We start from the raw sequence: 14,803 nt of genomic DNA, 5'->3' as shown, positions 1-14,803 counted from the left end.
CGTCCTCGCTTGTTTTCCTTTCTCCTCTCCCCTCTCTCTCTTTTTTTTGTTTGTGTCTTTTTTCTCGGCTGGACCAAAACCCCCCTCCCACCCCCCCCCCCAACAGGGGGGCGGTCAGGTGCTGATGGGTTCCGGTTGATGCTGTTGTTGCACCCGGCCGAGCCGGACGACGACGGCCACCGCCAGCAGGGCGAGCACCGCGATGTCCAGCAGCATCCAGCGCCAGCCGGTCAGGTCGACCAGCGCGCCGACCAGGGCCGGCCCGCCGAAGCCGCCCAGATACCAGGTCACCGCGTAGAGCCCGGTGTAGGCGCCGAACACGCGGCTGGACGGCGCCAGGTTCCACAGCGCCACCGCCGCGTTGATGCTGAAGCAGGAGGCGCCGGCCGCGGCGATGCAGAAGACCACGACCGTGCCGGTGGCGGTCGGCGCGACCGTGCCCGCGGCCAGGGCGACCGCGAAGATCACCATGCCGGTGCCGATCGTGCGCAGCCGCCCGAAGCGCTCGGCCAGCAGGGCGGCCGGATAGGCGGCGAGCACGAACGCGATGCCGCTGGGCAGGGTCAGCCCGCCGGCCTCGCCGCGGGTCAGGCCGAGCGCCTGCATGCCGTACGGCGTGATCAGCGACCGGGACGCGAACCAGGCGCCGCCGAACAGCAGGACGGTGAGCAGCAGCAGGAGGCGCCGGCGGTCGGTGTCGGCGAACAGTTCGGCGACCACTCGCCGGAACGGCACCCGTTCCTCGCCCGGGCCGGCGTTCGCGTCCTCGGCCACCGCGGCCTGATAGCCGCGCGACCGGCTGTCGCGCATGTTGGCCAGCAGCACGAAGGTGGCGACCAGCATGATCGCCGAGGGGATCACGAACGCGGCCCGCGGGTGGTCGTCCACCACCAGCAGGCTGATCAGCGACGCCACGATGATGGTCAGCGCGGTCGCGATCTTCACCACGGCGTTGGCCCGGCTGCGCCGCTCGGGGGAGACGAAGTCCGGCACCAGCGACTCGGCCAGCGGCCGGGTGGAGTTGGCGATCAGCGCGTAACAGAACATCACGCCGACCAGCGCGGCCAGCGACGTGGTCCAGGGCAAGAGCATGAAGATCAGGGCGGCGAGCGGCATGCCGACCGCCAGATAGGGGATCCGCCGTCCCCACCGGGTGCGGGTGTTGTCGGACCGGTTGCCGATCCAGGGCTGGACGAAGATGCCCAGCAGGTTGTCCGCGCCCATCAGCGCGCCGACCAGGGCCGCGCTGCCGATGTGCTCGCGCAGCAGGACGGGCACCTGGTTGTCGTAGAAGTTCCAGGTCGACTCCTGCGCGAAGAGCGCCAGGGCGATGAAGAAGACGATCTTCCGGTTGGACACGAGCCACCTCCGGTGTCCCGGGTCACGTTAGGTTGCTGTAGCAAAGGTGTCAATAGTTGCAACAGTCTTAGCCGTGGCATGGGTTACGGTTGCCTTCATGACAGCAACCGAGACGCTCGCCGATCAGGCGTACCGTCATGTCCGCTCGGCGATCGCCGCCGGCGAGCTCGCGCCGGGGGAAAAGGTGACCGAGCGCGGCATGGCCGAGCGGCTCGCGATCAGCCCGACCCCGGTCCGCGAGGCGCTGCGCCGGCTGGAGCTCGACGGGCTGATCGAGCGGATCGGTCCGCGCACGGTGCTGGTGGCCGCGATCCGCGAGGCCGCCATCGACGATCTCGCCGAGGTCGAGGTCGGCCTGCGCGGCCTGGTCGCCCGCTTCGCCGCCCGGCACGCCACCCCCGACCAGCTCGACGCGCTGGACGCGATCCTCGACCGGGCCGACGACCTGCTGATCCTGGCCAAGGAGCGGCGCCGGCAGGGGCAGCCGGTCGACCGGCACCTGACCGAGCTGCTCGACACCGTCCAGGAGTTCAACGACACCGTCGACGGGTGCGCGCACAACCCGGTGCTGATCCGGATGCTCGAGCAGAGCCGGGTGTTCTCCCGCCCGCAGCGCCGCGAGCTGATGCTGCAGCGGGTGGCCGAGGACGAGACGTTCGGCCTGGCGCGCTGGACCAGCCATCGCGCGCTGGTCCGGGCCCTGCGGGCGGGCGACTCGGCCGCCGCGGAGAAGATCGCGCTGGCCGACGTGCAGGGCGGCCTGGCGGACCTGCGGCGCGCCTAACCGATCGTGAGGTCCACCGTCTTGGTGCCGGTGCGGGGCACCGTGACCCGGTCGTCCCACGTGCCCGAGGCGGCCGGTCCGCCGGTCAGGCTCCAGCGCAGCAGCACCGCGCCGCCGCCGATGATCGGCATGTCGTAGGTGCCGCCCTGCCCGGTGAAGTCCGCGATGGCCAGCACGTCGCCGGTCGCCGCGTTGACCGCGGTGATCCGGCCGCCGGTGAACGACGGCTGCCCGGGCGCCACGGTGACCGTGCCGGTGAGCCGGGCGCCCGCGACCAGGGTCGTGTCCGGGCTGACCGTCTCGCGCGGCCGCACCGTGACGGTCTGCGCCTGGAAGCGGTTGCCGGTGCCACCGGTCAGCTGCCGCGGCGCGGATCCGTCTTTCGCCGTGAAGATCAGAGGCCACTGGTACGGGCCGAGCGAGTAGACCCGGTAACTGCCGTCCGAGAAGCTCCCGCCGAACGGCATCTCGTCGCCCAGCGGAAACGCGTTGACGTCGACCAGGACGTCCTCCAGCGGCGCGCCGTCCGGGCCACGCACGATGCCCCGGATGTCACCGCCGGGATCCAGCAGCACCTGCGGCAGCCGGGTGGTCTTGCCGACCTTCACCTTGAATTTCACGGCCTGCTTCTGGTCGCCGGTGCCGCCGTTCTCGCCCACCCACTGCGCGCCCAGGCCCTGGGCGTCCGTCGAGGAGACGAACATCTGGTAGGTGCCGGCCGGCACCGCGTACGTGGTGATCTTGCCGTTCTGGTGGGTGCAGCCGTAGTCGGCGTTGTCCGGCACGCCACCGTCGCCGGGCACCGCGAGCACCACGCACCACTGCTTGCGGCCGACCCCGGTGGCCCGGTCGACGACCTCCACCGCGACCCGGCCGCCCTCGTCCAGCGGCACCGTCAGCGGGGTGATGCCGCCGTCCGCCACGGTCACCGGCACCGGTCCGCTGCCCAGATAGTCGCTGCTGCTCAGCGGGCCGACGTTGATCGTGGTCGGACCGGGGTTCACCCCGGCGACGCTGACCGTGTCACCCGAGGTGCAGTAGCCGCTCGCCCGGGGGAGGGACACGCAGAAGCCGGGCGCGGGGCTGCCGTCCACCGCGTCGGTCGCGGTGACCCGCAGCGTGCCACCGAGCACGAAGGCGTCGTCGACCGTGGTCAGCGAGCCCGGCGTCAGCGTGAACACCTCGGCCTGGTCGGGGTTCGCCGTGCCGGGCGCGTACTGGATGAGGCCGCCGGCGTAGCTGCGGAAGTAGATCCGGTACTCCTCGGGGTCGATGCCGGCGATCTCCCAGGTGCCGTCCGTCCCGGTGATGGCGCCGTACGCGCGACCACCGGCCACCGCGTCGACCCGCACCGCCACGCTGGGCGCCGGCGCGCCGTCCGACGTGGTGAGCGTGCCCCGCACGACCGCGGACTCCTGATCGCGGGTGTTCGCCGTGGTCACCTCGCCGGCCCGCACCGTGATCCGGTCCGCCTGGTCGAGGTGCAGCGTGCCCGGCACATAGGTCTCGGTGTCGTCGGAGTTCTCCCAGGAGACCAGGTAGATGCCCGGCTCGAGGCCGCCGAAGTGGTACCCGCCGTCGTCGTCGGAGTATTTCGAGGCGACCACCGTGCCGTCCCGCCAGACCTTGACCGTCTCGTCGGACACCGGGCGCCCGCCGCTGTATTTCAGGACGCCCTCGATCGCGCCGAGCGCCCGCAGCGTCTCGTCGACGACGACGGTCTGCCCGGTCGCGACCGTGAACACGGTGGCGTCCTCGACCTCGGTGGCCTGCGGCACCCACTGGTCGCCCGCCACGTCGGACTGCACGCGGACCCGCCACTGCCCGGCCGGCACGCTGATCGCATAGCCACCGTCCGCGGACATGTCGGCGTGGATGGAGGAGCCGGTGGCGCCCACCCGGAAGGCGGAGACGAAGAAGTCGGCGGGCGGGCCGCCGTCCGGGCCGGAGACCGTGCCGCGGATCGTGCCGGCCGGCAACTGCGTCTCGTCGGCCACCGTCGTCCGGTCGGCGGCCACGTCGATCGGCGTCGCGGCGGCGAAGTCCGGGGCCTGATGCGCCCACTGCACCAGGTTGTGGCGGTCGAACTTGAGCTTGACCTGCCCGGCCGGCACCCGCTCCAACCGGTAGCGCCCGTCCGCCCCGGTCTGAACGGTGGCCAGGATCCGGTTGCCGAGCGTGTACGCGGACACCAGCGCGCCCTTGACCGGGTCGCCCTCGGTGGAGCGGAACGTGCCCTCGACGGTGCCGGCCGGTCGCCGCGTCTCGTCCACGGTCAGCGTGCCGCCGTCGGGCAGCGTGAACAGCGTGGCCGAGGCGGCGTCGGCGGCCTGGTACGCGTACTGCTCGACCAGGCTCTCGGAGAATTTGACCTTGACCCGCTCGGCCGTCACCCCGGTGATCGTGTAGCGCCCGGCCGCGTCGGTGTACTGCGCGCCACGCCACTGGTCGGCGTCCGAGTAGACGATCACCAGCGCGTGTGCGATGGGCTGCCCGGCCGGGGTGCTGAACGTGCCCGTGACGGTGCCGGTCGCGGCGGCCCGGGCGGGTGCGCTCCACCCGCCGAGAACCAGGAGTGCGGCGGTGGCGGCCGCGAAAATCCGGCGGATCATGACATTCAGCTCCCCGTGCGTCGATGTCCATCGTCCACAAGGGAGGCTAGCGGGTGTGGCGGACGTGGCATAGGTCGCGGTCGGCCGCGTGGTCACCTGTGCCGGCCGATCGGCGTAGCCCGCAACGGTGCTTTCACCGGAAATCTTCCTTAGCGCTGCGTATCGTACGACTCGCCGAGGCGTCCGGCCCGAGTTGCCGAGGCGTTGATCAACAGGGAGTCTGCAAGGCATGAGCAGCGGAGAGGGCCGGCCGTGGCCCGAGCCGGGAGCCGAGGTGTTCGCCGGCGACCGCGACGTCGGCCGGGATCTCGCCGCGGTGCGGTGGGAGCTCACCCCGCTCGGGGCGCCGCTGGGCTGGCCGCAGAGCCTGCGCACCGCGGTCGACATTCTGCTGTCCTCGCGGTTCCCGATGTGGATGGCGTGGGGGCCGGAGCTGACCTTCTTCTGCAATGCCGCGTATCGGCGGGACACGCTGGGCCACAAATACCCGTGGGCGCTGGGCCGGCCGGCCGGCGAGGTGTGGGCGGAGATCTGGGCCGACATCGGCCCGCGCATCGAGACCGTGCTGTCCACCGGGCAGGCCACCTGGGACGAGGCGCTGCTGCTCTTCCTGGAGCGCTCGGGCTACACCGAGGAGAGCTACCACACCTTCTCCTACAGCCCGCTGCGCGACGACAGCGGCGCGCCGACCGGCATGCTCTGCGTGGTCAGCGAGGAGACCGAGCGGGTGGTCGGCGAGCGCCGGATGGCCACGCTGCGTGACCTCGGGTCCGATCCGCGGGCGATCCGCACCGAGCACCAGATGCTCGCCTTCGCCGACGCCCAGCTCGCCCGCAACCTGCGGGATCTGCCGTTCACGCTGACCTACCTCTTCGACGGCGCCGGCACCCGGCTGGCCGGGTCGACCGGCGTCGCGGCCGGGCATCCGGCGGCGCCCGCGCTGCTGTCCGCGGGCGACCCGCCGATCTGGCAGGCGCCGGCGCACGGTGAATCCGTGCTCACCGAGCTCGACGCCGCCCGGTTCGGCGAGCTGCCGACCGGGGACTGGGCGGAGCCCCCGGTGCAGGCGCTGCTGGTGCCGTTGCTCCAGCAGGGCGCCGAACCGTACGGCTTCGTCGTCGCCGCACTGAACCGCTACCGGTCGCTGGACGAGAGCTACCGCGGCTTCGTCGAGCTGGCCGCCGGGCACGTCGCGGCCGGCGTGGCCAGCGCCCGCAGCTATGAGGCGCAGCAGCGGCGGGCCGAGGAACTGGCCGAGCTGGACCGGGCGAAGACCGCCTTCTTCTCCAACATCAGCCACGAGTTCCGCACCCCGCTGACCCTGATCATGGGCCCGGTCGAGGAGCTGCTGAGCCGCCGGCCGGAGGCGGACCCCGGCATCCGGGCCGAGCTCGACGTCATCCACCGCAACGGGCAGCGGATGGGCAAGCTGGTCAACACGCTGCTCGACTTCTCCCGCATCGAGGCCGGCCGCATGCAGGCCCGCTACGAGCCGGTCGACCTGGCGGCCACCACCGGCGAGCTGGCCAGCGTCTTCCGGTCCGCGGTCGAGCGGGCCGGCCTGCGCTTCGAGGTCGACTGCCCGCCGCTGCCGCAGCCGGTCTATCTGGACCGCGGCATGTGGGAGAAGGTCGTCCTCAACCTGCTCAGCAACGCGCTGAAGTTCACCTTCGACGGCGCCGTGCAGGTCTCCGTGCGCGCCGGCGAGGACCGGGCGGTCGTCACCGTGGCCGACACCGGCATCGGGGTCGCGCAGCCGGAGATCCCGCGGCTGTTCGAGCGCTTCCACCGGATCGAGAACGCCCGATCCCGCTCCAACGAGGGCAGCGGCATCGGGCTCGCACTGGTCAAGGAACTCGTCGAGATGCACGGCGGCACGATCACCGCGGACAGTTCGGTGGGCCGGGGCACCACGTTCGAGATCCGCCTGCGGTTCGGTGCGGACCACCTGCCCGCCGACGCGCTGACCGCGGCCGGCACCGCGACCACGGTCTCCGCCACCGCGGGACCCGATGTCCTGGAGGCGCTGCGCTGGGTGCCGGGCGGCACGGAGGAACCGGTCCCCGCGCCGAGCGACACCGCGTCCAATCTTCTGGTCGCCGACGACAACGCGGACATGCGCGACTACCTCGCCCGGCTGCTGCGCGGCGCGGGACACCGGGTGGAGGCGGTGGCCGACGGGCAGGAAGCGCTGGAGGCCGCCCGGATCCGGCATCCCGACCTGATCGTCAGCGACGTGATGATGCCGCGGCTGGACGGCCTGCAGCTGGTCGCCGCGTTGCGGGCGGATCCGCGCACGGCCGGCACCCCGGTGCTGCTGCTCTCCGCCCGGGCCGGGCAGGAGGCCGCCATCGAGGGCCTCGAGGCGGGCGCGGACGACTACCTGGTCAAGCCGTTCTCCTCGGCCGAGCTGCTGGCCCGGGTGCGCACCAACGTCAAGCTGGCCCGGCTGCGCAATCACCACTCGCGCTGGCGGACCGCGCTGATCGACTCCCTGCAGGAGGCCTTCTTCGTCTGCGACGACGACGGGTCGGTCATCGAGATCAACTCGACCTTCACCGCCATTCTCGGGTACGGGCCGGAGGAGCTGCCGTACGTCGCGGTGCATCCCTGGTGGCCCGATCCCGCCACCGATCCCGAGGGCTACCGGCTGGTGGAGGACGCGTTCGCGATGCTGCTCGAGCACTCGCGGGGCACGTACACGATCCCCGTGGTCCACCGCGACGGGCACCGGCTGTGGGTGGCCGCCGCCTTCAGCCAGGTCGACGACCCGGAGACCGGCCGGCACGTCATCGTCGGCACCTTCCGCGACGTCACCGCCGAGCACTACGCGGTGCAGCGGGAGAGCGCCCTCGCCGCGGTCAGCGTGCGGCTGTCCCAGGCGGAGAGCTCGGCCGACGCGCTGCACGGCGTGCTCCCCGTGCTGCGCGACCTGTGGCAGGCGACCGAGGCGTACGCGGTCGTCTTCGACGAGTCGCACCTGCCCGTGCTGACCGCCACCGACCCGCGCCTGCGCTGGGACACGCTGCCGGACGACCGTCGCGACCAGCTCACCGCGATGCGGGACCGGCCGCTGCTCACCCCGGACACCGATCAGATCGGCGGCGCCGGCATCGCCCTGGAACATCCGGACGGCACGATGGTGCTGTGGGTGCGGCTGGCCGAGCGGCGGCCGTTCACCGAGCAGGATCAGACCCTGCTCGCCCTGCTGGCCGGGCACCTCGGCCAGGGCCTGCACCGCGTGCACCAGATCGACCAGCAGCGGGAGACCGCCCTGGCCCTGCAGCGCGCGATCCTCGGCCCGGCCCGGCTGCCGACCGGCTTCGCCGTGCGCTATGCCCCCGCCACCCGCCCGCTGAAGGTCGGCGGCGACTGGTACGACACGGTCACCCTGCCCGGCGAGCGGATCGGCATCGTGGTCGGCGACTGCGTCGGCCACGGGCTGCAGGCCGCCACCGTGATGGGCCAGCTGCGCAGCGCCTGCCGGGCGCTGCTGCTGCAGAACATCGACCCGGCGCAGACGCTGACCGCGCTCGACCGGTTCGCCGCGCAGCTGCCCGGCGCCATGTGCGCCACGGTGTTCGTCGGCATCCTCGACCTCGCCGGCGGAGACCTGAACTACTCCAGCGCCGGGCATCCGCCGGCCGTGGTGAGCCATCCGGACGGCACCACCGACCTGCTCGATCAGGGCCGGTCCCGGCCCCTCGGCGTGCGGTCCGCGGCGGCGCGGGCCGAAGCGCACTACGCGATGCCGGGTCTCGGCACCCTCCTGCTCTACACCGACGGGCTGGTCGAGCGTCGGCGGCAGCCGATGACCGCGGGCATCGAGCGGGTGACCACCGCCGTCCAGAACGGCCGCGCGGCGCCACTGGAGGACCTGGCCACCGACGTGATGGACAGCATGGCCCCGATCGAGGGCTACCACGACGACGTGGCGCTGCTGCTCTATCGGCATCCCGGGCCGCTCGAGCTGGACTTTCCCGCGGAGGCCGGTCGGCTGGCGCCGGTGCGCACGGCGTTGCGCGGCTGGCTCAACCGCTGCGGGGTGGACACCACCATCGCGCAGAACGTGCTGGTGGCGGCCGGCGAGGCGTGCGCCAACGCGATCGAGCACGGGCACCGCAACACCCCGGCCGGCGCGATCCGGCTGCGCGCCGCCGCCACCGCTGACGACCTGCATCTCACGATCACCGACAGCGGCCGATGGAAGACACCCCAGCCCGCCAACCCCCACCGAGGCCGCGGATTCACCCTGATGAGAGCGTTGATGAGCGAAGTGACAGTGACGACCGGCGCCTCCGGCACGATCGTCGGCCTGCAGGCGAGACTCTCCCGATGAGCACCGAGCTGAGCCTCACCACCGACCGCGATCCGGACGGTGAGCTGGTCCTGGCCGCCGCCGGCGAGATCGACATGAGCAACGCCGCGATGTTCGGAGCGGCCCTGGCCGACGCGCTGCGGCAGGCCGGCGACGGCTCGTTCGTGGTCGACCTGACGTCGGTGGAATACCTGGACAGCGCCGGCCTGGCCGCGCTGTTCCCGCACGTCGAGAGCATCCGGCTGCGGGCGAGCCCGCTGCTCGCCCCGGTGCTGGCCATCGCCGGTCTGGACGACCTCACCACGATCCACGACGCGTAGCGGCCCGGCGGCAAACTGCATACACTTTCCGCATGGTTGCCGCCTCCTCCGCCGACAACGCGCTGCGGCTCGTGCTCGCGCTGCGCGATCAGGGGCGGCTGCGGGTCTCGGATGCCGCCCGCCTGCTTTCGGTGACCCCGCCGACGGCGCACCGGCTGCTCGCCACGCTGAAACGGCATGCCTTTGCCGAGCAGGACCACTCGCGGGCCTATCTGCCCGGCCCGCGCCTGAACGGCCGGGCGGGCGAACCCGAGCTGAAGATCGTGGCCCGCCCGTCGTTGCTCGAGCTCGCCGCCGGCACCGGCGGGGCCGTGCACCTGGTGACCCTCGAGGGCAACGGTTGCCGGTTCGTCGACGGCGTGCCCAGCGCCCGAGTCGGCCGGCTGCTGCCCGCGCACACCACGTCCGGCGGAAAGGTGCTGCTGGCCGGGCTGCCCGGCGCCGACCTGCTCGCGCTCTATCCGGACCGCAAGGCGATCCTGCGCGACGGGACCGTGCGCGACCTGTCGTCCCTGCGGCGCGAGCTGGGAGCGGTGCGCCGCCGCGGCTACGCCCTCGACCTGGAGGCGGGCGAGCGCGGCGTCAACACGGTCGCCGTGCCGATCGCCGGCGCGGGCGGCCGGGTCGCCGCCGCGGTGGTCGTCGGCTGCCCGGCCCTGCGTTCGGACCGGGCCCGCCTTCTCGACCTGGTGCCGGCGGCCCGGGCGGCCGCCGCGCACATCTCAGGCGCCTGAATACAGCCGCACGATCCGGGTGGTCTCCTCGTCGTCGCGCCAGCCGGCGGTCGCGCCGCCGTCGATGCTGATGTTCTGCCCGGTCACCCAGGACGACTCGTCCGAGGCCAGGTAGACCGCGAGCTGCGCGATGTCGTCGCCGGTGCCGGGACGCTGGATCAGGTGGTTGCCGAGCTGCCAGGCGCGCCCGGCGGCGTCCACCGCGGCATCCGTCGAGGGTGACGCGACGAAGCCGGGGGAGATGGTGTTGACCCGCACCCCGAACTGGGCGCCCTCGACCGCGAGCGATCGGCTCATCGACACGATCGCGCCCTTGGCCGCGGCGTGCGCGACCTGGCCCAGCGGGCCGATCCCGCGCAGCGCGGAGTAGGACGCGGTGTTGATCACGACGCCGCCGTCCCGGCATAGGTGCTTCCAGGCCGGGCTGGTGGTGTGGAAGACGATGTCCAGCTCCACCCGCATCACGTGCCGCCACAGCTCCAGCGTCATCGCGGAGAACTGGGAGAACCCGAAGCCGGCCGCGTTGTTGTAGAGCACGTCGATGCCGCCGAGCCGCTCGGCGCCGGCCTCCACCCACGCCTCGGCGGCCGCCGGGTCGGCGAGGTCGACGTCGTGCCCCCACGCCTCGTAGCCCTTGTCGCGCAGTTCCGCGGCGGTGGCCTCGGCCGCGCCCGGCTGCACGTCGCAGCCGATCACCCGGGCGCCGTGCTGCGCGAACAGCTGCTGGGCGGCGGCGCCCTGCCCGCCCGCGGTGCCGGTGATCAGAACCCGCTTGCCGGCCAGCCGGCGCGGCGCGTCGTCAACAGTCATGTCTCTCTCCTCGAGCCGGGGGGCGTAACTGCATACAGTTTTCGTCGCGCGGCGGCGTGCGTCTCCGATCGGGTCGCGAATTCCGCTCCGTCGAATGGCCTGCGGGCTATGTTTCGGTGATGTCGAGACTCACCCGGGTTGCCGGCCTGGTCGCTGATGTCGCTCTGGGCCTGCCGGTGCGAGCCACGCCCTACCGGGTTGTGCCGGACGTCGCCGTGCCGATGCCGGACGGCGTGACGCTGCTGGCCGACCACCACCGCCCGGAGGGTCCGGAGCGGCCGCGGCCGGTAGTGCTGATCCGCCTCCCGTACGGCCGGGCCGGCGCCTTCGGGCACCTGTTCGCCGCGCCCCTGGCCCGCCGCGGCTTCCAGGTGTTCGTGCAGGCGACCCGCGGCACGTTCGGCTCCGGCGGCCAGTTCCGGCCGTTCACCACGGAACGCGACGACGGGCTGGCGACGGTGGCCTGGCTGCGCGAGCAGTCGTGGTGCGACGGGCGGATCGCGATGATCGGCGGCAGCTACTTCGGGCACACGCAGTGGGCGGTGGCGCCCTATGCCGACCCGCCGCTGACCTGCGTCTCGCCGCACATAACCTCGGCGAACGTGACCGGCCGGCTGTTCTACGAGCACGGCGCGCCGCAGACGCAGACCGCGCTGAGCTGGTCCGCGTCGATCGGCCGGCAGGAGCGGCCCGGACTGCTCGGCGGCCTGCCCGATCCGCGGGTGCGGCGCCGGGTCCGCCGGGCCCTGGACCGGTTGCCGCTGCAGGCGGTCGACGTCGCGGTGGCCGACGCCCCGGTGCCGTTCTGGCGGGACTTCGTGGCGCACGCCGAGCCCGGCGACGACTTCTGGGCGCAGGCCGACCACGACGCCGCCGACCTGACCCGGATGCCGCCGGTCAGCATGGTCACCGGCTGGTGGGACCTCTTCCTGGCCGGAAACCTGGCCGACTACCGGGCGCTGCGGGCCGCCGGGGTGCCGGCCCGGATCGTGGTCGGGCCGTGGCTGCACGGCGAGCCCGGTGAGCTGCGGACCATCGTGCGCACCGACGCCCGGTGGCTCGATCACCACCTGAACGGCGGACCGGCGCCGAAGGGCCGGCCGGTCCGCGTGCACCTGCAACAGTCCGGCCGCTGGCTGGAGTTCGACGAGTGGCCGCCGCCCGGCACCCGGCCGCGCGAGCTGCACCCGCGGGCCGGCGGCGGGCTCGGCGCGCAAGCCGGCGACGACGCCGAGCCGAGCCGGTTCACCTACGACCCGGCCGACCCCACGCCCACCGTCGGCGGTCCGATGCTGCAGCCGCCCGGCAAGCAGGCCGACAACTCCGAGGTCGAGGAGCGCGGCGATGTGCTCGTGTTCACCGGCCCGGTGCTGACCGCCGACCTGGACGTCGTCGGCGAGGTCGGCGCGACGGTGCACGTGCGCACCGAGCTGCCGCACGCGGACGTGTTCGTGCGGGTCTGCGACGTCGACCCGCAGGGCGTCTCCCGCAACGTCGTGGACGGCATCCGCCGGCTCGACCCGCGCACGCTCGACGCCCCGGACATCACGCCCGGCGCCGACGGCGTGCTGGCCGTCGCGGTCGAGCTGTTCCCGACGGCATACCGGTTCCGCGCCGGGCACCGGATCCGGGTGCAGGTCAGCGGGGGAGCGTTCCCGCGCTACCCCCGCAACATGGGCACCGCGGAACCGTTCGGCACCGCGACCAGCGGGCGCAGCTGCCGGTTCGAGGTGTTCCACGACCGCGAGCGCCCGACCCACGTCGTCCTGCCGGTAATTGAGCGGCGCGCGAGCTGAGGGCGCGCTAGCGTACGGCGGTCAGGTCCGTCTTTCGAAGGAGAAGAGCGATGCGCGGTGGTTTCCGGTCCATCCCGATGGAAGCCGTCCCCGCGTCGAAGGATCTGACACCTCGTGCCCTTTCTCAACCTCGGCGTCGTCGCGCACGTCGACGCCGGTAAGACCAGCCTGACCGAGCGCCTGCTCTTCGCCGGCGGGGTCATCGACACGGCCGGCAGCGTCGACGCCGGCAGCACCCAGACCGACTCGCTCGACCTCGAGCGGCGGCGCGGCATCACGATCAAGACCGCGGTCGCCTCGTTCCCGGTCGGCGACGTCACGGTCAACCTGATCGACACGCCCGGCCACCCGGACTTCATCGCCGAGGTGGAGCGGGCGTTGCGCGTGCTCGACGGCGCCGTGCTGGTGGTGTCCGCGGTCGAGGGCGTGCAGGCGCAGACCCGGGTGCTGATGCGCACGCTGCGCCGGCTCCGGGTGCCGACGCTGATCTTCGTCAACAAGATCGACCGGGCCGGAGCCCGCGAGGCGGATCTGCTGCGGGATCTGGCGGCGAAGCTCACCCCGCGGGTGGTCGCGGTGAGCACGGTGCGCGACCCCGGCACGCCGGGCGCCACGGCTCGTCTCCTCGGCTCCGCCGACGACGACTTCGCGGCCCGGTTGGTGGAGCTGTCCGGCGACGACGATCTGCTGGCCGCCTTCGTGCGCGACGAGCACTCCCTGCCGTACGCGAAACTGCGCGAAGCGCTCGCCCAGCGTGCCCGGACCGCCGAGGTCCATCCCGTGTTCTTCGGCTCGGCAGTGACCGGCGCCGGGGTGGACGCCCTGATCGACGGCCTGGCGGAGCTGCTTCCCGTGGCCGGCGGCGATCCGGGCGGCCCGCTGAGCGGCACGGTGTTCAAGGTGGAGCGCGATCGGGCCGGCGCGCGGATCGCCTTCGTCCGGATGTTCGCCGGCACCCTGCGGGCCCGCGACCGCCTGCCGGCCGGCGTGGTCACCGCGATCGAGGTGGTGGAGGGCGGCGGCGCGGTGCGGCGACCGGCCCTGGCGGCCGGCGAGATCGGAAAGGTGCACGGCCTGCGCGAGGTGCGGATCGGCGACCCCATCGGCGAGTTGCCACCCGGCGCCGACCAGCACTTCTTTGCGCCGCCCACGCTGGAGACCGTGGTGGTCGCGGGGCGCCCCGAGGACCGGCACGCGCTGCACTCCGCGCTCACCGAGCTGACCGAGCAGGATCCGCTGATCAATCTGCGCCCCGACGGCACCGTGTCGCTCTACGGCGAGGTGCAGAAGGAGGTCATCGAGTCGACGCTGGCCGAGCAGTACGGCGTCGCGGTGACGTTCCGGGAGACCAGCACCATCCACATCGAACGACCGATCGGCGTGGGCAGCGCCGGCGAGACGCTCGGCCGGGACGGCAATCCCTACTGCGCGACGCTCGACCTGCGGGTCGAACCGGCGCCGCCGGGCTCCGGCATCGTGTTCGAGCTGGACGTGCCGATCGAGCAGGTGCCGATCCACGTCTTCCGCACCGCGGAGTTCTTCAGCGACGCCCTGGCCGGGACCGTGCGCCGCACGCTCACCCAGGGCCTGCGCGGCTGGGCGGTCGACGACGTCAGGGTGGTCGCGACCCGCACCGGCTTCGTCTCGCCGACCACCACGTCGGCCGACTTCCGCAAGCTGCTGCCGCTGGTGCTGATGGCGGCGCTGCGGTCGGCGGGCACGGTGGTGTGCGAGCCGATCCTGCGCTTCCGGCTGGACGGGCCGGCCGCCGCGCTGGGCGCGATGCTGGGCGCGCTGGGCCGATTCGGCGCGGTGCCCGAGTCGCCCGAGGTGCGCGGCGACGGCTACGTGATCGGCGGGCTGATCCCGGCCGCCCGGGTGCGCGACCTGGAGCAGGCGGTGCCCGGCCTGACCCATGGCGAGGGAACCCTGGAGAGCGCGTTCGACAGCTACCGGCCGGTGGCGGGGCGGGCGCCGTCGCGAGCGCGCACGGACGACAACCCGCTCGACCGCACGGAGTACCTGCTGCGCGTCGAACGTCGCCTCGTCATTAGTTGACGCTACAACCTT

9 protein-coding genes are annotated in these 14,803 nt (G+C 72.9%); 6 read left to right on the top strand and 3 right to left on the bottom strand.

Annotated features, from left to right (window positions below; genetic code table 11):
* Positions 1-114: 114 nt before the first annotated feature.
* Positions 115-1,359, bottom strand: a complete 1,245-nt coding sequence (locus tag ACZ6TI_RS20025) for an MFS transporter (RefSeq protein WP_465346585.1) — start codon at positions 1,357-1,359, stop codon at positions 115-117.
* A 97-nt stretch (positions 1,360-1,456) separates the two neighbouring features.
* Here ACZ6TI_RS20025 and ACZ6TI_RS20020 point away from each other — a divergent pair, with 97 nt between their 5' ends.
* Positions 1,457-2,143 carry a GntR family transcriptional regulator gene (locus ACZ6TI_RS20020; RefSeq protein ID WP_465346584.1) on the top strand — a complete coding sequence of 229 codons (687 nt, stop codon included), beginning with the start codon at positions 1,457-1,459 and terminating at the stop codon, positions 2,141-2,143.
* On the opposite strand, the gene ACZ6TI_RS20015 is transcribed toward ACZ6TI_RS20020, so the two are convergent.
* Positions 2,140-4,755: a carboxypeptidase regulatory-like domain-containing protein gene (locus ACZ6TI_RS20015; protein WP_465346583.1), complete on the bottom strand. Its 2,616-nt coding sequence runs from the start codon at positions 4,753-4,755 to the stop codon at positions 2,140-2,142. The two genes, ACZ6TI_RS20020 and ACZ6TI_RS20015, sit on opposite strands and share 4 nt — an antisense overlap.
* A 229-nt stretch (positions 4,756-4,984) precedes the next feature.
* Between ACZ6TI_RS20015 and ACZ6TI_RS20010 the strand changes: the two genes are divergently transcribed.
* The 3 genes from ACZ6TI_RS20010 to ACZ6TI_RS20000 are packed head-to-tail and all read left to right on the top strand — an operon-like array spanning position 4,985 to position 10,127.
* Entirely contained in the window at positions 4,985-9,094 is a 4,110-nt protein-coding gene (locus ACZ6TI_RS20010) for a SpoIIE family protein phosphatase (RefSeq protein ID WP_465346582.1), read from the top strand.
* Positions 9,091-9,393: an STAS domain-containing protein gene (locus ACZ6TI_RS20005; protein WP_465346581.1), complete on the top strand. Its 303-nt coding sequence runs from the start codon at positions 9,091-9,093 to the stop codon at positions 9,391-9,393. Before ACZ6TI_RS20010 ends, ACZ6TI_RS20005 begins: the two co-directional genes overlap by 4 nt.
* Positions 9,394-9,425: 32 nt before the next feature.
* Positions 9,426-10,127: an IclR family transcriptional regulator gene (locus tag ACZ6TI_RS20000; RefSeq protein WP_465346580.1), complete on the top strand. Its 702-nt coding sequence runs from the start codon at positions 9,426-9,428 to the stop codon at positions 10,125-10,127.
* Here the strand turns inward: ACZ6TI_RS20000 and ACZ6TI_RS19995 are convergent.
* Positions 10,116-10,937, bottom strand: a complete 822-nt coding sequence (locus ACZ6TI_RS19995) for an SDR family NAD(P)-dependent oxidoreductase (RefSeq protein WP_465346579.1) — start codon at positions 10,935-10,937, stop codon at positions 10,116-10,118. The genes ACZ6TI_RS20000 and ACZ6TI_RS19995 overlap by 12 nt on opposite strands.
* Before the next feature lie 119 nt (positions 10,938-11,056).
* Between ACZ6TI_RS19995 and ACZ6TI_RS19990 the strand changes: the two genes are divergently transcribed.
* Positions 11,057-12,733, top strand: a complete 1,677-nt coding sequence (locus ACZ6TI_RS19990; protein ID WP_465346578.1) for a CocE/NonD family hydrolase — start codon at positions 11,057-11,059, stop codon at positions 12,731-12,733.
* A gap of 114 nt (positions 12,734-12,847) precedes the next feature.
* The gene (locus ACZ6TI_RS19985; RefSeq protein ID WP_465346577.1) at positions 12,848-14,791 is read left to right on the top strand and encodes a GTP-binding protein; all 1,944 of its coding nucleotides are present in this window, start codon (positions 12,848-12,850) and stop codon (positions 14,789-14,791) included.
* The last annotated feature ends 12 nt before the right edge of the window (positions 14,792-14,803 follow it).

Source organism: Actinoplanes sp. NPDC051388 (genome assembly GCF_055586225.1).
This window is presented reverse-complemented; position numbering and strand designations above follow the sequence as displayed.